This is a genomic window from Nonomuraea sp. NPDC052265, from assembly GCF_044547985.1.
GTDB lineage: Bacteria > Actinomycetota > Actinomycetes > Streptosporangiales > Streptosporangiaceae > Nonomuraea.
Genome location: NZ_JBIUBJ010000019.1, coordinates 1 through 22,139 on the forward strand (window position 1 = coordinate 1; position 22,139 = coordinate 22,139).

A 22,139-nucleotide genomic window follows, 5' to 3' on the forward strand; every position below is an offset into this window, starting at 1 on the left:
GTTGCTACGAAGGATCACGCGATGGCCGTACTCATTTCACGGCGCCACACCTGTTGACCAGGTCAAACTCGTACACCACTTCCGTGGACGCAACCACGATAAGACAGCAAAGAAGCTCCAGGTTGGGGCATCGGATCTTCGCTACTACTGCCTCATCGGGAGCCTCTTCTCACGCCAACCCGCTCCTGGCGGACCCGTGATGACCTACACAATCAGGTTGGCGAGGCCTCAGCGCCGATTCACCCCAACGCCAACCAGCTACTGCCTTGCGCCATCCAGCTGGAAGACTCAGCGATCCGCCGCAGAATCGCTCATCCGGAGCGTCCCCTTCCGTTAATCCGGAACGAAGAGATATGAGCCGCGACGTAGCCATCAGCCTAGAGTTCGAACACGACATCGACTTTGTGGATATCCTCGATCGGCTCACCCGGGCGGGCTGGGAACTGCTCCGCGAAGAAGATGTCATCTGGTACATGACCGACTACGACTGGAAGCACATGCCACAGGGCGGCTTGGCCAGGGCGAAGCGCGCCATGCGCACCTGCTATGAGGCCGGGGAGGCGGTAGGCATAACCGCCAGGGTGCCCGACGGGAAAACTCGCGCGAACGTGCTGTTCCACGAAGAGAAAGAACGTCGGTCTCTCTGATTCCCCTGCTGGATTACCGCACTATCGCCCGCATGCCGGAGTTCGTCGATCTGGGCTGGTACCTCGAGAGGTTCCTGGCGCCATGCAGAGATCTGCCCATCATACGAACGGAAGCCAGCGACCAGCGGTGACGATGCAGGACAGGCCAGCTTTGAGAGAAGACTGACCCGCGAACCTTCATCGGTGGGATCAGGTGCGTGGCGCTTGATCAGCGGCCAGATGGAGTCACCGTGGAACGAGGCAGCTGACCTGAAGCGGCTTCCGAGGAGTCGGGTGCGGGGCCGGCGGTGATTGCAGAGCCGATACAACGCCTTCCTGCATGGAGGTGGAGTCGCAGGCCAGGAAGCTCCTCCACAGCAGAGAGACCCTGGTTGCGGAGCCTCGGAGGCTCTCGTCCACGTAGACGCCGCGGCGGGTTCGGCAGGTTCGGCGGATGAAGTATTGGCCTCCGACTTGGCAGAGCTCGTAGGACGTGGGCAGGCAGGCGCAGGTGTAGGCCTGAACCCGGACGCGTTCGCGGGCTGCGCGCACGGGATACCAGCGGATACATATGCAGTGTGGATTGGGGTCGGGGAGGTGGATGCCGAAGCAGTCTTCGTAGTGCGTGGGGAGTTCGGCCATGTTCCGAGCATACGTCTGGTTGTATCCGCTCGTCCGTCTGGAAAGAGGACTCTGCCTTATTGGGCAGGAGGATATGGGCGGGCTCGTACAGGTTCGTCTATCTTGCCGATGTGCTGGACTACGACGGCGACACTCATATCTACGTGCAGATCGCGGAGATCCTTCGGCGGCGGGTCGAAGGGCTCGCGTCCGGGCATCCCGTGCCGAGCGAGGCCGACATTCAGAGCGAGTTCGGGGTTGCGCGGACGACAGCCCGTCGGGCCATCCACGTGTTGCGCGAGGAAGGGCTCATCTACACGGTCCAGGGCGAGGGGACGTTCGTCGGCGTACCTGACGAAGCGCCGCGTAAGCAGCGGAAAGAGCCGCTCTATCGGCAGATCGCGTCGGATGTGGCTGACCAGATCAAGGCGGGGCAGTTCCAGCCCAAGCGGCCGATTCCGGGTGAGACGGCGTTGGTGCAGCAGTACGACGTGGCGCGGGAGACGGTGCGGCGGGCCATGGCGTTGTTGCGGGAGCAGGGGTGGATCTACACCGTGCCGCAGCGTGGGAGTTACGTGTCGCCCGAAGAGTCGTGGCCCCAAGATTGAGGTTTGCTCATCTGCTTGTATCCAGACGTCTAAGGTGTGAGCATGCTCGACCGAGACGGGCCTGTGCCGATCTATGTGCAGATTGCCGAGATGATCCAGGGTCAGATTCTGCGGGGTGAACTACGGGCCGGCGAGGCGGTGATGAGCGAGCTGGCCATGGAGGCCGAGTTCGACGTGGCGCGGTCCACCGTCAGGAACGTGGTGCGGGAGTTGCGGAGGCGGCAGCTTGTGCACACGGTCAAGGGGAAGGGGACGTTCGTCGTCGGGGGCGGGGGCGGTGGTTCGGGGGCCAGCGGGGGCGGCGGTGGGGATCGTGAGAGCCGGGTTGGGCCGGTGTCGCCGGAGGTGCCGACACGAGAGTGACGGCAGCGCGGAAGTGCAGGGCGGCGCCGGGACAGGGCCGGTGCACAGCGAGGCTGAGGCGGGGCTTGATGCACGGCGAGCCTGGGGCGGGGCTGGGAATGAGAGGCGGGACCGGTGCAGGGCGGGAGCGGAAAGGCGGTAGCTCGGGGGTGTGGGGCTGGGGGTGGGGCTGGGGGTGGGGCGAGGGCGGCTTGAGGGTGCTGTGCGGTGGGGGTCATGAGGGCAGGACGTGGTAGTGGAGGCAGACGATCGTGGAGGTGTCGTTCACCTCGTGGCCCAAGGATGACCAGTAGCGGTGATGGACTTCCCGCCAGTGCCGGATCGAGGTGAACCCTTCGCCTTCCGCCTCGGCGAACTCCCACGGCACCTCGGCGAAGGGCACCAGCGCCACTGAGGTGATCTCGATGGTGGCGGCCTTCTCGCCGGCGTCGTTCACGAGGATCAGGTGTTCGCCGACGTGTTCGACCTCCTCACCCTCCGCCTCGTAGTCGAGGGGCAGCAGGCCGGCGGTGGCGGTCTTCGCGCCCGAGAGGGTCAGGTCGGTCAGCAGGGTACGCACTTTGCCGGGCGTGCCGAGGGCGAGGACTCCGCGTCCGTCGATGCGGGGCCACATATGCGCATCCTAGAAGACGGGGATGATCTCCTCCGGGTCGATGAAGTTCACCTCGACGCCTTCCAGGTCCAGTTCGGGAATGGCCGGGAAGGCAATGCCCCACCGTTCGACGATCGCGCGGACCTTCGCCATGGCCACGCGCCAGTTCTCCTTCTGCTCCTCGTACGAGAGCACGCCCAGCCCCGCTTCCCTGGCGTGGTCCATGAGGACGCGGTGGTTGTCGAGGAAGTACGGAGGCAGTTCCCAGAAACCTTCCGGCGGCTCCCAGAGAATCATGGAGAGAAAGACGAAACCGGCTCGGAGCTGACGGGTGATGAGGCCGCGCGTCTCGTCGGTCAGGCCCGGCCATTCGTTCTCCAGAATGGTCATGCAGATTTGCAGATGGCGGGACTCGTCGAGGCCGATGCGCTGGAACATCTCGCCGAAGACCGGATGCCGGGTGCCCGTGGCCATGCCTCTGAACAGCGTGGACGCGGCCATCTCGCCCATCATGAAACTCGTGAACAGGACCGGGAGCGAGTATCTCCCGACGGCGCTGGTGTAGCCGGTCCAGTAGCGTCCGCCGTTGTGGTAGAGCCAGCCGATGTTGTTGTGGGCGGCCTTTTCCAGGTCGTCTTCGGGGGTCCAGTCGAGCGGGCCGCCGGGCCACAGCCGGGCGATGGTGCGCTGGCAGCACTCCTCGTGGTTCATCTCGTCGCGGGTGATGGAGAAGAAACACTTCCTGACCGGGTCCTCCTCGTGTTTCTCGAAGGCCTGGATGGTGGCGCGGGCGAAGACGGCCGGGCCCGAGGCGTCGAAATTGGCGAGGACGGCGAACCAGTACATGATGCCCAGGCGCTGTTCGCGGGTGAAGTCCTCCGGGTTCAGGCCGTCCCAGGGGAGGTCGGCCGGGTTCCAGAGTTTGCGCTTGGACTTCTCGTAGATGGCCGCGAGTTTCTCCGTCTCCACGCGCCATTCCATCGGGTAGATGTTGGGCTGCGGGATCTCCGGCGCGGGCCAGAATCCGCCCTCCGGGATCGTGAGGTCCGCCATGGTTGTGACACCTCCGCTCCCATCCTGCGTGGGGGCGTTACGCCATGCAAGCATCGCCGCGGCCCGGTGCGTACGTTGCCTCTCCAGGTTCGTCCTAGGCGCGGGTGCGCTGCGTGACGGCGACACAGGCCAGGACGGCGAGCGCGGCGGCCACGGTGGCCGGGCCGAAACGCTCGCCCATCAGGACCCAGGCCCAGACGAGGGTCAGCAGCGGCTGGGCCAGCTGGGTCTGGCCGGCTCTGGCGATGCCGCCTCTGGCCAGACCGGCGTACCAGGGGATGAAGCCGAGGAACATCGAGATCAGGGCCACGTAGGCGAAGCCGGCGAGGGCGGGGGCGGTCGGTGTCACGGGGGTGGTGACGGTCAGGATCGCGGTGATCACTGCGGTCAGCGGGAGGGAGAGGACGAGGGCGCGGCTGATCACCTGCCAGCCGGGGGTCGTCCTGGTCAGGCGGCCGCCTTCGGTGTAGCCGAGCGCGGCTGACAGGAGGGCGCCGAGCAGGAGCAGGTCGGGCCAGGCGGCGCCGTCCTGGCCTCGGGTGAGGGTGAAGGCGATGATCGCGGCGGCGCCGGCGGCGCAGGCGGCCCAGAACAGGGGGCGGGGGCGTTCGCCTGCCCGTACGACGGCGGTGGCGGCGGTGGCGGCGGGGAGCAGGGCGATGACGACGGCGGCGTGGGAGGTGCTGGCGCCCAGGTCGAGGGCGAGGCTGCTGAAAACCGGGAAGCCGAAGACGACGCCCAGGGAGATCACGGCGTACGCGGGCCAGTGGGGGCGGGGTGGCAGGAGGGGGAGGCGGGCGGCTTTGAGGCAGATCAGGGCGATGACGCCGGCCACGGCGGCGCGGCCGATGGCGACCAGCCACGGGTCGAGGCCTCGCATCGCGTAGACGGTGCCGGGGAAGCTGCCGGAGAAGGCCAGGACGCCGAGGAAGGCCAGGATCGTCCCTTGCCGGGCGCGCGCGGCGGCCCCACCAGTTCTTGAGGGGGCACCGCGAAGACCACCGGCCCTGGTCGAGGTGCTGGTCCCCTTGGGGGTGGCGGGCGAATCGCTGGGCCCCTCGGAGCTGCCGGGCCCCTCCAAGGTGGCGGGTGGGGTGGCGGTCTCGCTCATGGTGCTGGGAGGGGAGGGGACGGGCCCCTCGGGGGTGGTGGGGGTGGAGCCCTTGGAGGGGGTGGGGGGAGGTTGGGTGGGGGGTGGAAGTGCTACTGAGGGAGGGGTGATAGCGCTATCCTTGTCCTTCATGAATCATGATAGCAGTATCGCCCAGATTGCTGCGATATTGCGGGAAGAGGCCGCACGTCTGGGGCCCGGTGCGCGGCTTCCGTCCAGTCGGGAGATCATGCGGCGGCACAACGTCAGCCCCGTGACGGTCTCGCGCGCCATCGGGCAGCTCGCCGCCGAAGGGCGGGTGGTGTCGCGTCCGGGCAGTGGCGCGTTCGTGGCGCCGCGCCAGGCCGTCCGCGGCCAGGACCCCGTGGACCTGTCCTGGCAGACGGTCGCCCTCGGCGACCGGGTGGTCGACGACGGGCCGGTGGCGGCGCTGCTCGCCCAGCCGCCCGAGGAGGTGGTGCCGCTGACCGGCGGCTACCTGAACCCGGGGCTCAGGCCGGACAGGCAACTCGCGGCGGCGGCGGCGCGGGCGGTACGCCGTCCGGACGTCTGGGCCGTGCCGCCGGTCAACGGCCTGCACGAGCTGCGCGGCTGGTTCGCCCGGCAGGCCGGGGGCGACGTGACGGCGGCGGACGCGCTGATCGTCAGCGGCGGCCAGGCGGCGCTGACGCACGCGTTCAGGGCACTGGCGGCCCCCGGTACGCCGGTGCTGGTCGAGACGCCCACCTACCCGGGAGCCCTGGCGGCGGCCAAGGCGGCCGGGCTGCGGGCCACGGCCGTGCCGATGGACCGCGACGGCGTGCGGCCGGACCTGCTGGCCGAGGCGTTCGCCGTCACCGGCGCGCGGGTGTTCTTCTGCCAGCCCACGCTGCACAACCCCACGGGCGCGACGTTGCCCCCGGACCGGCGCGCGCAGGTGCTGGAGGTGGCCAGGGCTGCGGGGGCGTTCGTGATCGAGGACGACTACGCCCGTTACCTGACCCCCGCCGCTCCCCCGTCACTGGCCTCCATGGACGCGCACGGCACCGTCGTCAACGTGGGCTCGCTGACCAAGATCGCCTCCCCCAGCCTGCGGGTGGCGGCGGTGGTGGCCCGCGGGCCGGCCGCGCACCGGCTGCGGGCCAGCCAGCTCGTCGAGTCGTTCTTCGTGGCGCGGCCGTTGCAGGAGACGGCGCTGGAGTTCGTGGGTTCGTCGGCCTGGGGCAGGCATCTGAACACGGTTCACGCCGAGATCGTGGCCAGGCGGGACGCGCTCGCGGCGGCGCTGGCGGCCCACGTCCTCGGGGCGGAGGTGCACCTGATGCCGATCGGCGGCCTGCACCTGTGGCTGCGGCTGCCCCCGGAGGTGGACGAGAACGCGCTGGTCGAGGCGGCCAGACGGCACGGGACGCTGGTGAGCCCTGGACGCATGTACTACCCGTCGGAGCCGCCGGGCCCGCGGATCAGGGTGACGCACATGGCCGCCGCCAACCTGACGGTCCTGACCGAGGGGGTGCGAAGGCTCGGACGGGCGCTGGACGCACAGGTCCCATGATCGGATGCCCGGTAGGGTGTCGGGCATGCCGTTCTCCGCGGAGCTCGTACGCGACTTCGTGAACACCTACGACGCCGACGCGGACGAGCTGTCCTCCCCCGCCGAGGTGGCGCTGTGGCTGCGCGAGCGCGGCCTGGCCGGCCCTGGCGACCGTGCCGGCGACGACGATCTTGGCACCGCCCTGGCCCTGTGTGAGGGCCTGCGGGCCGCGCTCAGGCGCGAACCGTCCGGCCTGCCCGCCCTTCCCCTGCTGGTGGTGGCGGGCGCCGGGCGGCCGGAGCTCGTCCCGGCGGGCGAAGGGGTGCGGGCGGGGCTGGCCGCGATCGCCGCCGCGTCGGTCGGCGGCTCCTGGGATCGGCTCAAGGTGTGCGCGGAGGGAACATGTCAGCGGGCGTTCATCGACACGTCGAGGAATCGTTCGCGCTCATGGTGTTCGATGCGGGTATGCGGTAACCGCACCAAGACACGCGCTTACCGGGCGAGGAAGCGGGGTTCGCGTCGTCTCCAAGGCTCAAACACCGATACGGTGTAACTCGTGCCTTGTGGCACGAACGGCAGGCGAAGGAGCGGGCCGAGATGGCAGACGTAGGCGTCCGGGCGGCCCGGCGCGAGGATGTTCTCCAGGTTGCGAATACTCAGGTCCGCGCCTGGCGCTACGGATATCGGGAGTTCCTCCCGGAAGGCCCACTCGAGCAGATGACGGGGCCGGCGGCCGAGAAGATGTGGCTGCGCCAGTGGGACGAGGCGATCGTCGCCCCGCCCAGCCCCATGCACCGGGTGCTGGTCGCGGTGGAGACCATCCTCGACACCGAGGGCTTCCCCGCGTTGGGCGCGGGCGGCAGCGCGGCGCTGACGACCCCGCGCGGCGGCGAGCGCGTGGTGGGGCTGGCCTCGCACGCCCCGGCCGAGGACCCCGACCTGGATCCCGGCAGGGTCGCCGAGATGCTGACGCTGCTGGTCGATCCCGACTTCGTCCGCCGCGGCCACGGCAGCCGCCTGCTCAACGCCACCGTCGACTACCTGCGTGAGGACGGCTTCCGCCAGATCGTCACCTGGGTGTTCGCCGACAACTACGCGGTGCTCGGCTTCCTGGAGTCGGCCGGCTGGGGCGAGGACATGGCCGAACGCGTCCTCGACATGGGCCGTCCGATCCGCATGGTCAGGCTCACCACGGATATCAGCTAGAGGTTCGACAGCATGGCTACCCCCGGTCAGTGGATCGCGGGCGCGCGCCCGCGCACCCTTCCCAACGCCGTAGTCCCCGTCATGGTCGGCACGGGCGTGGCGATCGGCGACGGCGGACTCGTCTGGTGGCGCGCGGTCCTGGCGCTGCTCGTGGCGTTGTCGCTGCAGATCGGCGTCAACTACGCCAACGACTACAGCGACGGCATCCGCGGCACCGACGACCAGCGCGTCGGCCCGATGCGGCTCGTGGGCTCGCGGGCGGCCACGCCCCGGCAGGTCCTGACGGCGGCGCTGGGCAGCTTCGCGCTCGCGGCGGTGCTCGGGCTCGTGCTGGTGGTCGTGACGCGGGCGTGGTGGATCCTGCTGGTGGGGGTCGCGTGCATCGCCGCGGGCTGGTTCTACACCGGCGGCAAGCGCCCGTACGGCTACCGCGGTCTCGGCGAGCTGGCCGTCTTCGTGTTCTTCGGCGTGGTCCCGGTCATGGGCACGGCGTACGTGCAGACCGAGCAGCTGAGCTGGACGGCCTTCCTCGCCTCGATCCCGGTGGGGCTGCTGTCGTGCTCGATGCTGGTGGTCAACAACCTGCGCGACGTCCAGACGGACGGCACGTCGGGCAAGCGCACCCTGGCCGTGGTGCTGGGCGCCGAGCGCACCCGGGCGCTGTACGTGGTGTGCCAGGTGGTGCCGTTCGTGGTGGCGCTGGCGATGATCGCGGTCACGCCGTGGGCGGCACTCGCGGCGCTGGCCGCGCCGCTCGCGGTCACGCCGATCAGGACCGTCCTGGGCAGGGCCGTCGGGCCTGCGCTGATCGCGGTCCTGCAGCAGACGGGCAAGCTCCAGATGGCGTACGGCCTGCTGTTCGCGGTCGGCTTGGCGATCACTTTGTAGCCAGGGCACAACTGACTCCCGGCACGCTCGTATGTCTGGATAAATCACCAGGTCATCCCCCTACGGTTCACTGTGTGCGCACACACCAGCGACCCTCAGGAGGGGCCATGGAACAACGCGGGATCGAACTGGTCTCGGCCGGCGAAAGGTACGGCCGCCCGCGTGACCTGCTTTTCCTCTGGTCCGGGACGACGATGGGCATCTTCACCCTCGTCTACGGCATCACGATCGTGGCGGCGTTCCAGCTCAGCTTCACGCAGGCGGTCGTGGCGATCGTCATCGGCAACCTGCTGTCGTTCCCGCTGGTCGGCCTGACCAGCCTCCAGGGTCCGGCCACCGGCACCTCCACCATGGCGGTCTCCAGGGCCGCCTACGGCCCCAAGGGCGCCCGTGCGCTCAGCTTCTTCGGCTGGCTGAACATGGTGGGCTTCGAGGCCGGCGGCATGGTGCTCATCACGTTCGCGGCGCTGTCGCTGCTGGAGCAGGCGGGGGTGAGCGACCAGGGGCTCGGGCTCAAGATCGTGGTCATCCTGGTGGCGGCGGCGATCCAGCTCGTGCTGCCGCTGATCGGGCACGCCGCGGTGATGAAGGCGCAGAAGTACTTCACCTGGGTGTTCGTCGTGCTGTTCGGCCTGATGGCGATCCTGATCGCGCCCAAGGTGCAGCTCGGTGGCGGCGGCGGGTCGGCGGACTTCGCCACGTTCACGATGGCGATCGCGATGATCATGTCGGCGGGCGGCCTGTCCTGGGGGCCGCTGGGCGGCGACTACTCCCGCTACCTGCCGGCGAACTCCTCCAAGAAGGCGGTCTTCGGCTACGCGGCCCTCGGCGGGTTCGTCCCGTACGTGCTGCTGATGGTGCTCGGCGCGGCCGTGGCGACCGTGGTCAAGGACAACACCGACCCGATCTCGGGGCTGCCGAGCGCGCTGCCGCAGTGGTTCGTGGTGCCGTACCTGCTGCTGGCGATCGTGTCGCTGTTCGCGGTCAACACCACCGACCTGTACTCCTCGGGGCTGAATCTTCAGGCGGCCGGGATCAAGGTCAAGCGCTGGGTGGCGGTCGTGGGCGACCTCGTGCTCTGCGTGATCATCACGTTCGTGGCGGTGACCTCGAACAACTTCAACACCATGCTCAACAACTTCCTCGCGCTGCTGATCATCTGGCTGGCGCCCTGGGCCGGGGTCTACCTCACCGACTGGCTGCGCAGGAAGGGACGCTACGACGCCGAGGCGCTGTTCGACGAGCACGCGCCCGGCCAGGTCCGGTGGCCGGCGATCATCGCGCAGGTCCTGGGCATGGTGGCGGCGGCTCTGTGGATCAACTCGGCCGTCTTCGTCGGGCCGCTGTCGGAGGCGACGGGCGGCAGCGACTTCAGCATCTTCGCGGGCTTCCTGGTGGCGGGCGCGGCGTACGCGCTGCTCGTGCCGCGGCCCGCCGTACGGACTGTGGAGGCATGATGGACCGCGACCTGCTGGACGTGGCGTACGGGCGGCGGCCCGCGGACACGATCATCACGAACGGCACGCTCGTCAACGTGCTGACCGGCGAGCTCTACCCGGCCGAGATCGGCATCGTGGGCGGCCGGATCGCCGCCGTCGAACCGGTGCTGGAGCGCGGCCCGGACACCGAGGTCATCGACGCCCGGGGCGGCTACCTGGTCCCCGGCCTGATCGACGGGCACCTGCACATCGAGTGCAGCAAGCTGTCGGTCACCAGCTTCGCCGACCTGGTGGTGCCGTTCGGCACGACGAGCGTGGTGTCCGGGCTGGACCAGATCCTCGTGGCCGAGGGACTGCCGGGCGTACGGCGTTTCCTGGACGAGTCGGCGGCGACCGGCATGCGAATCTGGTGGGGTGCACCCGCCAAGGCGCCCTACACCGTGCCGGAGTCGACCGTCGGGCATCCGTTCGGTCCGGCCGAGCATAGGGTCGCCCACGAATGGCCGGAATGTGTGGGGATCTGGGAGACCGTCCAGGAGATGGTGGAACACTCCGACCCCGCCGTCATGGAGGCCCTCGACCTGGCGCGGGAGCGGCGGCTGCCGGTGTTCGGCTGCGCGCCGCTGTCCGACCCGCGCCGGATCAGCGGGCTGGCGGCGGCCGGGGTGCGGCTGGACCACGAGTCGTACTCGCACGAGGAGATGCTGGAGAAGCTGCGCCGCGGCATGTACGGCATCATCCGTGAGTCGTCCGTCGCCCACTTCCTCGACGAGAACATCAAGGCCGTGGCCCTGGCCGGCTCCCGCAGGCTGGCGTTCTGCACCGACGACGTGCACGCCGCCGACGTGCTGGCGGGCGGCCACATGGACAAGCTCGTCCGGATGGCGGTCGCGGCGGGGGTCGACCCCGTGACGGCGATCCAGATGGCCACGGTGAACTGCGCGGAGATGTACCGCATCGACCACCTGGTGGGCAGCCTGTCCCCCGGCCGGTTCGCGGACGTGCTGATCGTGGACTCGCTGGAGGACTTCCGGGTCCGCGAGGTGATCGCGAACGGCGTGCCCGCCGCCAGGGACGGCCGGATGGTCACGCCGACGCCCGCCCCCGAGCGCGGCCCGGTGCGGCCGTTCCCGATCGGCCCGGTCACCGCCGACGACCTGGTGCTGCGCGCCGAGGGCGACCGGGCGACCGTGCTGACCCTCGGGTTCACCGAGCAGGTCTTCGTCCGCAGGAGGCGTGACGTGCGGCTGCCGGTCGTCAACGGCGTCGTGGAGCCGTCCGTGGAGCAGGACGCGCTGCTCGTCACGGTCGTCGAGCGCTACGGCAAGACCGGCAACAAGCCGGTCGCCATGGTCAGCGGCATGGGCCTGCGGGCCGGCGCGATCGCCACCAGCGCGGCCCCCGACGACAACAACATCATCTGCGTGGGCGCCTCCCGCCAGGACATGGCGCTGGCCGTCAACACCGTCGCCGAGCAGGGCGGCGGCCAGGCCGTGGTGGTGGACGGCGAGGTGCGGGCGCTGCTGCCGCTGCCGGTCGGCGGCATCGTCTCCGACCTGCCCGCCGCCGAGATGGCGGTGCTGGAGGAGCGGCTGGACGACCTGGCCCGCGAGCTGGGCTGCACGCTGCCGGCGCCGCTCATGTACCTGTTCTTCCTGTCGATCACCGCGATCCCCGACTACGCCGTCACCGACCTCGGGCTGATCGACTGCGTACGGCTCGAGGTCGTCGACCCCATCCTCACGGAGGTTTGATCATGAAGGACTTCATCGCCGGGCTGCCCAAGTGCGAGCTGCACCTGCACATCGAGGGCACGCTGGAGCCGGAGCTCAAGTTCGACCTGGCCCGCCGGAACGGCCTCGCGCTGCCCTACGCCTCGGTCGAGGAGATGCGGGCCGCCTACTCCTTCGACGACCTGCCGTCCTTCCTCACGGTCTACTACGAGGGCATGCAGGTGCTGCGCACCGAGCCCGACTTCTACGACCTGGCCATGGCCTACCTGCGCAAGGCCGCCGAGCAGAACGTGCGCTACGCCGAGATCTTCTTCGACCCGCAGGCGCACACCTCGCGCGGGGTGCCGTTCGACGTGGTGATCCGCGGGCTGCGGCGGGCGCTGATCGACGCCGACCGGCAACTCGGGGTGCGGGCCCAGCTCATCATGTGCTTCCTGCGCGACTTCCAGGCCGAGTACGCGATGGCGACGCTGCTGGAGTCGCTGCCGTACAAGGAGTGGATCGCCGGCATCGGCCTGGACTCCGACGAGAAGGGCAACCCGCCGGCCAAGTTCGCCGCCGTGTACGAGCGGGCCCGGCAGGAGGGCTACCTGCTGACCATGCACTGCGACGTCGACCAGGACAACTCGATCGAGCACATCCGCCAGGCGATCGAGGAGATCGGCGTCGACCGCGTCGACCACGGCGTCAACATCCTGGAGGACCAGCGGCTGGTCGACCTGGTGCTGGCCCGCGGCATCGGCCTGACCTGCTGCCCGATCTCCAACGGGTACGTCACCGACTCCATGAAGTCCGAGGGCATCCGCAAGCTCATGGAGCTCGGCGTACGGGTGACGGTCAACTCCGACGACCCGGCGTACTTCAACGGGTACGTGAGCGAGAACCTCGTGGCGCTTCAGGAGGAGCTGCAGCTCACCCGGGAGGAGCTGGCCCAGCTCGAACGCAACGCCTTCGAGATCACCTGGCTGCCGCGCCACCTGAAGGACGCCTACCTGGCCGAGGTCGACGCCTACCTCTCCTGAGGAATTCCCCCGGCGGGCGGGCTTAGAACCCCGCTGGAGGGGCAGGCTGACTGGTCGCAGGCGTGGGCCGCAGCCGAGCGCGAGGGATTTGTTGAACAGGACCGCTGTTCCGGCCGGAATCGACGAGTTCGAACGGGCACTGGCGCGGAGCGTCGTCGTCGCCGCCCGTGCGATGCCCGACTCTCCGCTGGTCAGCGTGACGTTGTGCACCGAGCGGGGCATCCGCTCGGCGGCGTGGGCGCATGCCCGGGCCAGAGTGCTCGACGGCCTGCAGTCGGCGGCCGGGCGGGGGCCGAGCTTCGACGCGATCGAGAGCGGCCGGCCGGTCACGGCGGCCGGCCTCGCGGCGGACGAGGCCCGCTGGGGCTCCTTCTCCCCGGGGCCGCACGGGGTCCGCAGCCTGCACGCCGAGCCGCTGATCTCGCAGGGGCGGCTGCTGGGCACGCTGAACCTCTACTCGGCCGGCGTGGCCGGCTTCGCCGCGCAGACGCACGTCGCGGCCGAGGTGAGCGCCGCGCTGGTCGGCGAGCTGTTCGACGTGGCGATCGACGCGGCCCGCACGCGGGAGGTGGCGGCGCAGCTCAAGGAGGCGCTCGGCACGCGCCCGGTCATCGACCAGGCCCTCGGGATCGTCATGGCGCAGCGCCGCTGCACCGCGCGCCAGGCGTTCGAGATCCTGCGCAACGTGTCCCAGGACCGCAACCTCAAGGTGCACCACGTCGCGGCGACGATCGTCCGGTCGGTGAGCGGCGGCCCGCCGCAGCGGCCCCGGTTCGAGGATCCGCCGCCGCCCGGCGATCGGGGACACCCGGCATAATCACTGCATGCCCTCCTTTCTCGCGCACGACGGGACCAAGCTGGCCTACCACGTGAACGGGACGGGCGAGCCGCTGGTGTGCCTGCCCGGCGGCCCCGCCCGCGCCTCCCGTTACATGGGTGACCTCGGCGGGCTGCCCCGGCGGCTGATCCTGCTGGACGGCCGGGGCAGCGGCGACTCGGCGATCCCGGCGGATCCCGGGACGTACCGGTGGGACCGGCTGGCCGAGGACGTCGAAGCGCTGCGGGAGCATCTGGGGCTGGCACGCATGGACCTGCTGGCGCACTCGGCGTCCGCGAACGTGGCCGTCCGCTACGCCGGTCTGCACCCGGCCCGCCTGAGGTCCCTGTGCCTGGTCGCGCCCTCGCCGGTCGCCGTGGGCTTCGCGCCGACGGAGCAGGACTGGCAGGCCGGCGTGGAGCTGCGGAGGGACGAGCCGTGGTACTCCGCCGCCCTGGCCGCGTTCCGGGCGGACGAGGGCGTGGAGCGCCACCGCTTCTTCTACGGCCCCTGGACCGAACGGGCCGCGGCGCACGCGGCCGGGGCCGAGGACGAGTGCGCCGAGGCCGCGGCCGACGGCTTCTACGCGCCGTCCCCGGTGACGCCCGAGGAGGTCAGGGCCGGGCTGGCCACGCTGGACGCGCCGGTGCTGCTGCTGACCGGCGACCTGGACGCCCACCCCTGCCGCCTGTACGCGCGGCCCTTCGCCGGCCTGTTCCGCGACGCCGGGCTGGTGACGATGCCCGGCGCCGGGCACTTCCCGTGGGTGGACGACCCGGGCGCGTTCGTCTCCGCGGTGTCGGCCTTCCTGGACGGGCTTCCTGGACGAGGCGGCCTGACGCGCAGGGCATGATGGGGGTGGACGTCGGGACAGGAAGGACTCACCACGTGCGGCAGGAACTCGCGGTGACCAACGGGCAGGCCGCCGGGGTGCGCGGCGCGCTGGCCGGCAACCTGCGCGGCACGCGGCTGGCCCGCGGGTTCAGCGTCCGCGAGCTGGCCGAGCTGACCGGGGTGAGCAAGGCGCTCATCTCGCAGATCGAGCGCGGGGTGGCCAACCCGACGATCGAGGTGCTGACGCGGCTGGCGGCGGCGCTGGAGCTCACGTTCGCCGAGCTGACCCGTACGCACCTGGCCGAGCCCGAGGTGCTGCGCAGGGGCGAGGGCATGCCGGTGACCGTGGGCGACACGACCGTGCGCAGCCTGTTCGCCACGCCCGACCGGCGGCGGTTCGAGCTGGCCGAGGGCGATCTGCCGCCGATGACGCGCAGCGCCAGGAGCGCCCACGGGCACGGGTCCGTGGAGCACGCCTACGTGGTGTCCGGCGAGGTGACGGTCGAGAGCGACACGTGGTCGGTGCGGCTGGGCGAGGGTGACGCGGTCCGGTTCGGGGCCGAGGTCGACCACGTCTACGCGACCGGCGAGCACGGCTGCCGGGTGCTCACGCTGATCTCCTACGACTAGGCCGGGGGGCGCTCAGCCGGGCCAGCGGCTGCTTCCGTCGGGCACGCTGGCCAGCAGCTCGCGGGTGTAGGGGTGCGCGGGGGCGTCCAGCACCCGGTCCACGTCGCCGGTCTCGACGCACTCCCCGGCGCGCAGCACGTACAGGCGGTCGGCGAGCTGGCGGACCACGGCCAGGTCGTGGGTGATGAACAGCAGGCCCATGCCGAGGCGTTCCCTGAGCCCGGCGAGCAGGGTGAGCACCTGTGCCTGCACGGAGACGTCCAGGGCGGAGACGGGCTCGTCGCAGACCAGCAGGCGGGGCTCGCCGGCCACGGCCCGCGCGATGGCCACGCGCTGCCGCTCGCCGCCCGACAGGCCGGCCGGGCGCTTGCGGGCGAGGGCGGGGTCGAGGCCGACCAGGCGCAGCAGCGCGCCGACGTCCGTGGGGCGTCCCTCGGCGGCGAGCGCCTCCTTGAGCGTCGCCCCGACGGTACGCGCGGGGTTGAGCGTCGAGTACGGGTCCTGGAAGATCATCTGCGTCGTCCGGCGGGCCCGGCGCACGGCCTGACGGGACATGCGGGGGTAATCGGAGCAGTCGAGCCCGTCAAGAGTGATGACGCCCGCGTCGGGGCGTTCCAGGCCGGTGACGCAGCGGGCCAGCGTGGTCTTGCCCGACCCGGACTCGCCGACGACGGCCACCACCTCGCCCGGCGCCACGGTCAGGTCCACGCCCGCCAGGGCCGGTCGCGACCCGCCCGCGTACGTCTTGCGCAGGCCCACGACCTCCAGCAGCGGCTCTGCGGCGGTGCGCGGCGGCGACGGCACGCCCGGCGGGGGCGGCGGCGCCTCGGGCAGCGCGGCGGCCCGTACGCAGGCCGACAGGCGCGCCTGCCCGCCCGGCACGGGAACCAGGGCGGGCACGCCCGCGCGGCACTCCTCCACCGCGTACGCGCACCGGTCGGCGAACCCGCAACGCCCGGCCACCGTGTCATGGGCCGGCACCGAGCCCGGCACGGACGGGATGACCGGCAGCCGCCGGTCGGCGGGCGGCTCGGCGGCCAGCAGCGCCCGCGTGTACGGATGCCGCTGCCGCTCCCGCAGCTCGGCGGCCCGCCCGACCTCCATGACCCGGCCCGCGTACATGACCACGACCCGGTCGCACATCGAGAACGCCAGCCGCAGGTCGTGGGTGATGAGCAGGAACGTCATGTCCCGTTCGCGCTGGATGCGGCGGATGAGGGCGAGGACCTCCCGCTGCGTGGTGGCGTCGAGGGCGGTGGTCGGCTCGTCGGCCACCAGGATCCGCGGCGCGGCGGCCAGCGCGCAGGCCAGGCCCACCCGCTGCCGCATGCCGCCGGAGAGCTGGAACGGGTACCGGCCCGCCACCTCGCCCGGCAGCCCCACCTCGGCCAGCAGCCTCGGCACCTCGGTCCTGGGGTCGGCGCCCTCGGGCAGGGCGTCGGCGATCTGCTTCCCGGCCCTGCGCAGGGGGTTGAGCAGCGTGAACGGGTCCTGCATGAGCAGCGACACCGTGCCGCCGCGCTGCCGCCGCCTGGTTCCGGGGTCGTCGTCGACCCGCCGCCCGTCGATCTCGACCCGCCCGCCGGACTCCAGCCCGGCGGGCAGCAGTCCGAGCAGCGCCCGGACGGTCAGCGACTTGCCCGAGCCGGACTCGCCCACGATCGCCACCGACTCACCGGCCGCGACCTCGAAGGACACCTGCGACAGCAGCGTACGGCCGGTGTCCGGCTGCCGTACGGTCAGGTCCGTCACCCGCAGCATGGTCACCGCGCCCTCCGCTCGAAGCGTTCGTGCAGCCAGTCGCCCACCAGGTTGAGCGCCGCGGCGGTGACGATCACGGCCAGGCCGGGCGCGATGACCGCCCACGGGTTGGCCAGGAGCTGGGTGCGGTTGTCGGCCAGCGTGCGCCCCCAGTCGGGCGAGCCGGCGGGCACGCCCAGCCCGAGGAACGACAACGACGACAGCGACACCAGGGCGAAGGCGAAGTTCAGGAAGGCCGAGGCCAGGCTGACGGGGACGATGTTCGGCCAGATGTGCCGGGTCATGATCCGCCAGGACGACAGGTTCTTGAGCAGGGCCGCCTCGACGTAGGGCCGGTGCCGCTGCTCCAGGACCGCGCCGCGCACCACCCGCGTGTCGGTGGGCGCGAACAGCACGACCAGCACGGCGACGGCCAGGCCGTAACCGCCGCCGAGCACGCCCGCCACGACGATCGCGACCAGCAGCGCGGGCAGCGAGAACATCAGGTCGGCCCAGCGCATGACCAGGGTGTCGGTCCAGCCGCCGACGTACCCGGCGGCCAGGCCGAGCAGGTTGCCGATCAGCATGGAACCGGCCGCCACGGCGAACGCCCCGGGCACGGCGGTGCGCGCCCCCGCGACCAGCAGGCTCAGCACGTCGCGGCCCAGGTCGTCGGTGCCGAGCGGGTGGCCGGGGCCCGGCATGGAGATGCCGGTCATCAGGTCCTGGGCGGTGGCGCCGGGGACCAGCCAGGGGGCGAACGCGGCTGCGGCCACGACGAGCACGAGCACGGCCAGCGCCAGCGGCACCGCGAGCGGGAACCGGCGGAGCACGGCCCGCCCCCGCGTGCGGCCCGGCCGGCTCACGCCGCGCCCCCGCCGAGCCGTACGCGGGGGTCGGCCACCGAGTAGGCGACGTCCACCAGCAGGTTGACGGCGGCGATCAGCAGGGTGAGCAGCAGCGCGAGCGCCTGCACCACCGGCACGTCCTTGAACGTGACCGAGTCGACCAGCAGCGACCCGAGCCCCGGCAGCGCGAACGTGACCTCCACCAGCACGGTACCGGCGAGCATGCCGGTGACGACGAGCCCGGCCGCGGTCAGGACGGGCACCAGCGAGTTGCGCATGGCGTAGCCGAGCACGACGGGCGCGCTCAGGCCGCGGGCGCGGGCGAAGACCACGTAGTCCTGGTCGAGCTCGCGCACGAGCGCGGCCCTGCTGAAGCGCAGCAACATCCCGGCCGCCCCGGCCGCCAGCGCGACGGCGGGCAGCGTCAGGTGCCACAACTCGCTCGCGAACCCCTCCCCCGTGCCGTAGACGGGGAACCAGCCGAGCCCCAGCGCGAACACCACGAGCAGCAGCAGGCCGACCGCGAACGGCGGCGCGCTCAGCCCCACCACCCCGGCCGTCACCACCAGGCGGTCGCTCGCCCGGCCCTTGCGCAGCGCGCCGAGCACGCCCAGCGGCAGGCCGGCCAGCGCGGCCAGGAGCGTGCCGTAGCCGGTCAGGACGAGCGTGCGCGGCAGGCGTTCGCCCAGCATGGCGGCGACGGGCTGGCCGGTCCTGATGGAGGTGCCGAGGTCGCCGCCGAGCACGCCGCCGAGCCAGCGCAGGTACTGGACGGCGACGGGGTCGTCGAGGTGGTAGCGGACGCGCAGGGCGGCGATCGTGTCGGCGGTGGCCGGACGGGTGCCGAGCAGGGTCTGCTGGATGTCGCCCGGGGCCAGGTAGAGCAGGCCGAACACGCCCGCCGACAGCAGCAGCACGACGGCGGCGGTGCCCGCGGACCTGCGCAGCAGGAACCCGGCCCAGCCCATCACAACACCCCGCCCCCGGTCAGCCAGCCGATCACGCGCTCGGCCGCGTCCCTGCGGTGGGCGGGCTCGACCAGCTCGTGACCCTCCCGAGGGTAGAGGACCAGTTGAGTGCTCACGCCCGCCGCCGACCAGGCACGATAGAGCTGTTCCGCCTGGCCGGGAGGGGTGGTGCGGTCGCGCTCGCCGTGCAGGATCAGGGTCGGGGTGGCGGCCTTGGCGGCCTTGGCGGCGTGGTGGACCGGTGAGCGGGCGGCCAGGCGCTCGCGTCCCTCGGGGGTGGCCGGGTCGGCCCCGGCGTGGTAGAGCGGGTCGAAGCCGCCCGCGAGGTTGCTGGCGGTCGAGAAGCTCAGCCAGTCGCTCACGCCGGACATGACGACGGCGGCGCGGAAGCGGCTCGTGCGGGTGACGGCCCAGGCGGTCAGGTAGCCGCCGTAGCTCAGGCCCATGACCGCGGCGCGGTCCGGGTCGGCGACGCCGGTGGCGACCAGGTGGTCCACGCCGGCGAGCACGTCGTCCAGGTCCGCCTCGCCGGCCTGGCCGATGACCGCGCGGGCGTAGTCCTGGCCGCGGCCGCTGCTGCCCCTGGGGTTCGGCAGCAGGACGGCGGCCCCGGCGTGCGCGAGCGGCACGGCGAGCTGGTTGGACTCGGCGGGGGCGAACGAGCTGGACCACAACCAGGTGGGGCCGCCGTGCACCATGACGACCAACGGCCTGGGCCCCTCCCCGTTCTCGGGGGTGGTGAGGAGCAGGCCGCCGATCGGGAGGCCGTCGCGGCCCGTCCAGGTGATCTCCTCCTGGCGCACCGCCAGCTCGGCCAGGCCGGCGTTGAGCGCGGTGACCTGGCGCCACTCGCCCTCCTTCAGGAGGGCCACGGCGACCTCGGGGGGCAGCTCGGGGCTCTCCCAGCAGGCCGCGGCCACCGTGCCGGTGCGGTCCACGGACAGCGAGGGCTGGCCGTCGCGGCCGCCCAGCGTCCCTCGGGCCGTCCAGCGGCTCAGCACGCGGCCGTCGGCGGCGCCGAGCACCCCGCCGTGCACGCCGGTGCCCGACCAGCCGGTGAACCAGAGGGTCTCGTCGTCCAGCCAGCCGAGGTCGGTGACGTCGTCCACCTCGCCCAGGTACGCGACCTTCCCCGTGACCAGGTCGGCCCGCAGGACGCGGCCCGAGACGATCGACAGCCCCTCGACCACCACGGCGGCCCGCCCGCCCGGGGCCAGCCGGGGCCGGCTGAGCTGCCAGGACGTGCGGTGCAACGTCCGCACCTCGCCGTTGTCGACCAGGTCGAGCCTGGGCCGGTAGTACCCGGCGGGGGTCTCGTCCTCCGAGGTCACCGCGAGGGCGCGGTGGTCGCGCCAGTCGGCGTCCCACACGGTCAGGCCGGGCAGCGCGATCTCGCGCGGACGGTCGTCGCCGAGCTCGAACCAGGCCAGGCGGCGCAACCGCCCGCCCGGCGTGAGGACGAAGGGGTCGGACGGGTCGTGCACGCGCAGGCCCAGGTGGCTGCCGTCGCGGTCGCTGCCGGGGTCGGCCAGCCGGACCAGGACGGTGCCGTCCGCGCCGGGGATCAGGTCCTCGATCTCGCCGTCCACGCGGGCCCGCCAGCCCTCGACGGCCAGCTCGGACGGGGACGGCGTGCGCAACAACCGTCCGTCGGGGAGCCAGCGGACCGGGCCCTGGCAGTCGCCCGCGCTCTCGATGGCGCCGTCGAGCGTGACGACGTGCGCGACGCCGTCGATCACGCAGGCGACGCGGTCGCCGTCGGGGTGCAGCGACACCGACTCGGGATAGCGCACCCCGGCCAGCGCCTGGTGCACGTCGATGGGGTCACGCGTCCGCTTCGCGGCCTGGGGGGCGTCGGTGGGGTGGGTCATCAGCGCGCGGCCACCTTCGTCGCCCACGGGCCGACGAAGAAGTAGGGCCCGAAGCCCTCGGCGGCGACCGCCTTGCCGAACGCGGTGGCCGCCTCGCCCCACCACAACGGCTGGTACGGCACGTCCGCCGCCGCCCTGACCAGCGCCTGGCCGAGCAGCTTGCCCCGGGCGGCGTCGTCGGTGCTCGCCTTGGCCCGGTCCAGCAGGCCGGTCACCTCGGCGTTGTCGTACTCGGCGATGTTGGTGCCGTTCTCGCCGGTGGCGCCGCCGTGCAGGAGCTGCTGGACGTACTCGGCCGGGTCGCCGGTGGTGGCGAAGTACCAGCCGAGGTAGACGCCGGAGCCGTGCTTGCCGAGGTCGGCGATCCACTGTTCGAGCGGCACCTCCTTGACCTCCAGCGTGATGCCGATGGTCTTGAGGTTCTCGGCCAGGGTGAGCGCCGCCCGGCCGAGCTGCGGGCCGCTGCCGGGGTACGTGAGCGTGTCGGCGAACCCCTGCGGCGTGGCCGACTTCGCCAGCTCGGCCTTGGCCTGGGCCAGGTCGAAGCCGTACTGGGGGATGGACGCGTACAGGGCGGTGACCTCGGCCTGGTCCAGCACGCCGCCCCACTGGGCCGGGTCCGGGACGGCGGTGGCGACCTTGCCGTGGCCGCGCAGCACGCTCCTGACGATGCCCTCCCGGTCCACGGCGTGGGCCACGGCCCGGCGCACGTGGACGTCGTCCCAGGGCTTCTTGGCCGTGTTGAAGGCCAGCGTGACCAGCGAACGGTCGCCGGCGGTCAGCACCTGGGCGCCGGGCACCGCCTTCCACTGGTCGATCTGCTCGGCGGGCACGTTGAGCGCGACGTCCACGTTGTCGCCGCGCATGGCCAGCAGCCGGGTGGACTCCTCGGGGATGAAGTCGATCCTGATCTGCCGGAAGGCCGGCCGGCCGCCCCGGTAGGCGTCGTTGCGCTCCAGCGTGACGTGCGAGTCGGGGGCGAACTCGGCCACCTTGTACGGCCCCGTCCCCAGCAGCCTGCCCTCCGGCGTGCCGATGCGCTCGCCGGTGGCCTGGATGAACTTCGCGCTGGTCACCAGCAGCGTGCCGGGCGTGGGCACCCACGCGAACGCCGCGTCGGGGCTCTTCAGCTTGATCGTCACCTCGGCGTCGCCGGTCGCCTCGATCGAGTCCACGTTGGCGTAGGCGTAGGCGAAGGCGGTGGTCGAGCCCTTCTTCGCGTGCAGGTTCAGGCTGGCGACCACGTCGGCGGCGGTCAGCGGGCTGCCGTCGGAGAAGGTCACGCCACCGCGCAGCTTGTAGACGTAGGTGGTGGCGTCCTTCCTGGCCCAGGACTCGGCCAGGGACGGCTGGAGGCTGCCGTCCGGCCCTACGCCGACCAGGGACTCCTGCACCAGGAGGGCGACGACGTAGTTCATGATGCCCGCCTCCTTGGCCGCGTCCAGCGAGCCGATGGAGGAGGGCAGCGCGACCCGCAGCACGTCGAGGCTCTTCTTGGCGCCCGTACCCGCGGGCTCGGGCGTCCCGCAGGCCGACAGCAGGCCGGGCAGCACGGCGAGTGCCCCCGCGAAGGCGGCGGACCGCAGGACAGAACGCCGGGAAACAGGCAGATCGGCCACCGGGGGACCTACTTTCACGCGACCGGTTAACCCGCCT

General features: G+C 71.7%; 21 protein-coding genes. 13 read left to right on the forward strand and 8 right to left on the reverse strand.

Annotated elements, in window-relative coordinates:
* Positions 1–353 precede the first annotated feature (353 nt).
* The 3 genes from ACIHAD_RS37905 (at position 354) to ACIHAD_RS37915 (ending at position 2,218) form a co-directional block, all read left to right on the forward strand.
* The gene (locus tag ACIHAD_RS37905) at positions 354–647 is read left to right on the forward strand and encodes a hypothetical protein (RefSeq protein WP_397359567.1); all 294 of its coding nucleotides are present in this window, start codon (positions 354–356) and stop codon (positions 645–647) included.
* A gap of 731 nt (positions 648–1,378) precedes the next feature.
* Positions 1,379–1,855, forward strand: a complete 477-nt coding sequence (locus tag ACIHAD_RS37910) for a GntR family transcriptional regulator (RefSeq protein WP_397359568.1) — start codon at positions 1,379–1,381, stop codon at positions 1,853–1,855.
* Between the two features lie 42 nt (positions 1,856–1,897).
* Entirely contained in the window at positions 1,898–2,218 is a 321-nt protein-coding gene (locus tag ACIHAD_RS37915) for a GntR family transcriptional regulator (RefSeq protein WP_397359569.1), read from the forward strand.
* Positions 2,219–2,432: 214 nt separating this feature from the next.
* Here the strand turns inward: ACIHAD_RS37915 and ACIHAD_RS37920 are convergent, their stop codons facing one another.
* The 3 genes from ACIHAD_RS37920 to ACIHAD_RS37930 all read right to left on the reverse strand — a co-directional run bounded on the left by ACIHAD_RS37920 (position 2,433) and on the right by ACIHAD_RS37930 (position 4,974).
* Positions 2,433–2,831, reverse strand: a complete 399-nt coding sequence (locus ACIHAD_RS37920) for an ASCH domain-containing protein (protein ID WP_397359570.1) — start codon at positions 2,829–2,831, stop codon at positions 2,433–2,435.
* A gap of 9 nt (positions 2,832–2,840) precedes the next feature.
* A complete protein-coding gene (locus ACIHAD_RS37925; protein ID WP_397359571.1) occupies positions 2,841–3,863 on the reverse strand; it encodes a hypothetical protein in 1,023 nt (340 codons plus the stop codon).
* A 94-nt stretch (positions 3,864–3,957) separates the two neighbouring features.
* Complete coding sequence (locus ACIHAD_RS37930) at positions 3,958–4,974, reverse strand: DMT family transporter (RefSeq protein WP_397359572.1); 1,017 nt, start codon at positions 4,972–4,974, stop codon at positions 3,958–3,960.
* Positions 4,975–5,104: 130 nt separating this feature from the next.
* On the opposite strand from ACIHAD_RS37930, the gene ACIHAD_RS37935 reads away from it, so the two are divergent.
* The 10 genes from ACIHAD_RS37935 to ACIHAD_RS37980 all read left to right on the forward strand — a co-directional run bounded on the left by ACIHAD_RS37935 (position 5,105) and on the right by ACIHAD_RS37980 (position 15,056).
* Positions 5,105–6,508: a PLP-dependent aminotransferase family protein gene (locus ACIHAD_RS37935; RefSeq protein WP_397359573.1), complete on the forward strand. Its 1,404-nt coding sequence runs from the start codon at positions 5,105–5,107 to the stop codon at positions 6,506–6,508.
* Positions 6,509–6,533: 25 nt separating this feature from the next.
* Positions 6,534–7,040: a CGNR zinc finger domain-containing protein gene (locus tag ACIHAD_RS37940; protein ID WP_397359574.1), complete on the forward strand. Its 507-nt coding sequence runs from the start codon at positions 6,534–6,536 to the stop codon at positions 7,038–7,040.
* A gap of 44 nt (positions 7,041–7,084) precedes the next feature.
* Complete coding sequence (locus ACIHAD_RS37945) at positions 7,085–7,693, forward strand: GNAT family N-acetyltransferase (protein ID WP_397359575.1); 609 nt, start codon at positions 7,085–7,087, stop codon at positions 7,691–7,693.
* A gap of 12 nt (positions 7,694–7,705) precedes the next feature.
* Entirely contained in the window at positions 7,706–8,581 is an 876-nt protein-coding gene (locus ACIHAD_RS37950) for a 1,4-dihydroxy-2-naphthoate polyprenyltransferase (RefSeq protein ID WP_397359576.1), read from the forward strand.
* A 107-nt stretch (positions 8,582–8,688) separates the two neighbouring features.
* Entirely contained in the window at positions 8,689–10,038 is a 1,350-nt protein-coding gene (locus ACIHAD_RS37955; RefSeq protein ID WP_397359577.1) for a purine-cytosine permease family protein, read from the forward strand.
* Positions 10,035–11,774, forward strand: a complete 1,740-nt coding sequence (locus ACIHAD_RS37960; RefSeq protein WP_397359578.1) for an adenine deaminase C-terminal domain-containing protein — start codon at positions 10,035–10,037, stop codon at positions 11,772–11,774. Before ACIHAD_RS37955 ends, ACIHAD_RS37960 begins: the two co-directional genes overlap by 4 nt.
* Before the next feature lie 2 nt (positions 11,775–11,776).
* A complete protein-coding gene (locus ACIHAD_RS37965; protein ID WP_397359579.1) occupies positions 11,777–12,775 on the forward strand; it encodes an adenosine deaminase in 999 nt (332 codons plus the stop codon).
* A 91-nt stretch (positions 12,776–12,866) separates the two neighbouring features.
* Positions 12,867–13,592 carry a GAF and ANTAR domain-containing protein gene (locus tag ACIHAD_RS37970; RefSeq protein WP_397359580.1) on the forward strand — a complete coding sequence of 242 codons (726 nt, stop codon included), beginning with the start codon at positions 12,867–12,869 and terminating at the stop codon, positions 13,590–13,592.
* 7 nt (positions 13,593–13,599) lie between these two features.
* Entirely contained in the window at positions 13,600–14,445 is an 846-nt protein-coding gene (locus ACIHAD_RS37975) for an alpha/beta fold hydrolase (protein WP_397359581.1), read from the forward strand.
* A gap of 35 nt (positions 14,446–14,480) precedes the next feature.
* Positions 14,481–15,056 (forward strand): helix-turn-helix domain-containing protein, encoded by a 576-nt coding sequence (locus ACIHAD_RS37980; RefSeq protein WP_397359582.1) that lies wholly within the window; start codon positions 14,481–14,483, stop codon positions 15,054–15,056.
* A 12-nt stretch (positions 15,057–15,068) separates the two neighbouring features.
* On the opposite strand, the gene ACIHAD_RS37985 is transcribed toward ACIHAD_RS37980, so the two are convergent.
* Genes ACIHAD_RS37985 through ACIHAD_RS38005 form a run of 5 tightly spaced genes read right to left on the reverse strand, consistent with a single transcriptional unit; the run spans position 15,069 to position 22,102 of the window.
* Positions 15,069–16,817 (reverse strand): ABC transporter ATP-binding protein, encoded by a 1,749-nt coding sequence (locus ACIHAD_RS37985; RefSeq protein WP_397359719.1) that lies wholly within the window; start codon positions 16,815–16,817, stop codon positions 15,069–15,071.
* Between the two features lie 2 nt (positions 16,818–16,819).
* Positions 16,820–17,629 (reverse strand): ABC transporter permease, encoded by an 810-nt coding sequence (locus ACIHAD_RS37990; RefSeq protein ID WP_397359583.1) that lies wholly within the window; start codon positions 17,627–17,629, stop codon positions 16,820–16,822.
* 29 nt (positions 17,630–17,658) lie between these two features.
* Positions 17,659–18,612 carry an ABC transporter permease gene (locus tag ACIHAD_RS37995; protein ID WP_397359584.1) on the reverse strand — a complete coding sequence of 318 codons (954 nt, stop codon included), beginning with the start codon at positions 18,610–18,612 and terminating at the stop codon, positions 17,659–17,661.
* The gene (locus ACIHAD_RS38000; protein ID WP_397359585.1) at positions 18,612–20,483 is read right to left on the reverse strand and encodes a prolyl oligopeptidase family serine peptidase; all 1,872 of its coding nucleotides are present in this window, start codon (positions 20,481–20,483) and stop codon (positions 18,612–18,614) included. The genes ACIHAD_RS37995 and ACIHAD_RS38000 overlap by 1 nt, the downstream gene beginning before the upstream one ends.
* Positions 20,483–22,102 carry an ABC transporter substrate-binding protein gene (locus ACIHAD_RS38005; RefSeq protein ID WP_397359586.1) on the reverse strand — a complete coding sequence of 540 codons (1,620 nt, stop codon included), beginning with the start codon at positions 22,100–22,102 and terminating at the stop codon, positions 20,483–20,485. The genes ACIHAD_RS38000 and ACIHAD_RS38005 overlap by 1 nt, the downstream gene beginning before the upstream one ends.
* Positions 22,103–22,139: the final 37 nt, after the last annotated feature.

Excerpts from the sequence above, each read along its gene's own strand:
- ACIHAD_RS37905 (WP_397359567.1), top strand. The coding sequence starts at position 354 with ATGAGCCGCGACGTAGCCATCAGCCTAGAGTTCGAACACGACATCGAC.
- ACIHAD_RS37915 (WP_397359569.1), top strand. The coding sequence starts at position 1,898 with ATGCTCGACCGAGACGGGCCTGTGCCGATCTATGTGCAGATTGCCGAG.
- ACIHAD_RS37920 (WP_397359570.1), bottom strand. The coding sequence starts at position 2,831 with ATGTGGCCCCGCATCGACGGACGCGGAGTCCTCGCCCTCGGCACGCCC.
- ACIHAD_RS37925 (WP_397359571.1), bottom strand. The coding sequence starts at position 3,863 with ATGGCGGACCTCACGATCCCGGAGGGCGGATTCTGGCCCGCGCCGGAG.
- ACIHAD_RS37930 (WP_397359572.1), bottom strand. The coding sequence starts at position 4,974 with ATGAGCGAGACCGCCACCCCACCCGCCACCTTGGAGGGGCCCGGCAGC.
- ACIHAD_RS37935 (WP_397359573.1), top strand. The coding sequence starts at position 5,105 with ATGAATCATGATAGCAGTATCGCCCAGATTGCTGCGATATTGCGGGAA.
- ACIHAD_RS37940 (WP_397359574.1), top strand. The coding sequence starts at position 6,534 with ATGCCGTTCTCCGCGGAGCTCGTACGCGACTTCGTGAACACCTACGAC.
- ACIHAD_RS37945 (WP_397359575.1), top strand. The coding sequence starts at position 7,085 with ATGGCAGACGTAGGCGTCCGGGCGGCCCGGCGCGAGGATGTTCTCCAG.
- ACIHAD_RS37950 (WP_397359576.1), top strand. The coding sequence starts at position 7,706 with ATGGCTACCCCCGGTCAGTGGATCGCGGGCGCGCGCCCGCGCACCCTT.
- ACIHAD_RS37955 (WP_397359577.1), top strand. The coding sequence starts at position 8,689 with ATGGAACAACGCGGGATCGAACTGGTCTCGGCCGGCGAAAGGTACGGC.
- ACIHAD_RS37960 (WP_397359578.1), top strand. The coding sequence starts at position 10,035 with ATGATGGACCGCGACCTGCTGGACGTGGCGTACGGGCGGCGGCCCGCG.
- ACIHAD_RS37965 (WP_397359579.1), top strand. The coding sequence starts at position 11,777 with ATGAAGGACTTCATCGCCGGGCTGCCCAAGTGCGAGCTGCACCTGCAC.
- ACIHAD_RS37975 (WP_397359581.1), top strand. The coding sequence starts at position 13,600 with ATGCCCTCCTTTCTCGCGCACGACGGGACCAAGCTGGCCTACCACGTG.
- ACIHAD_RS37985 (WP_397359719.1), bottom strand. The coding sequence starts at position 16,817 with ATGCTGCGGGTGACGGACCTGACCGTACGGCAGCCGGACACCGGCCGT.
- ACIHAD_RS37995 (WP_397359584.1), bottom strand. The coding sequence starts at position 18,612 with ATGGGCTGGGCCGGGTTCCTGCTGCGCAGGTCCGCGGGCACCGCCGCC.
- ACIHAD_RS38000 (WP_397359585.1), bottom strand. The coding sequence starts at position 20,483 with ATGACCCACCCCACCGACGCCCCCCAGGCCGCGAAGCGGACGCGTGAC.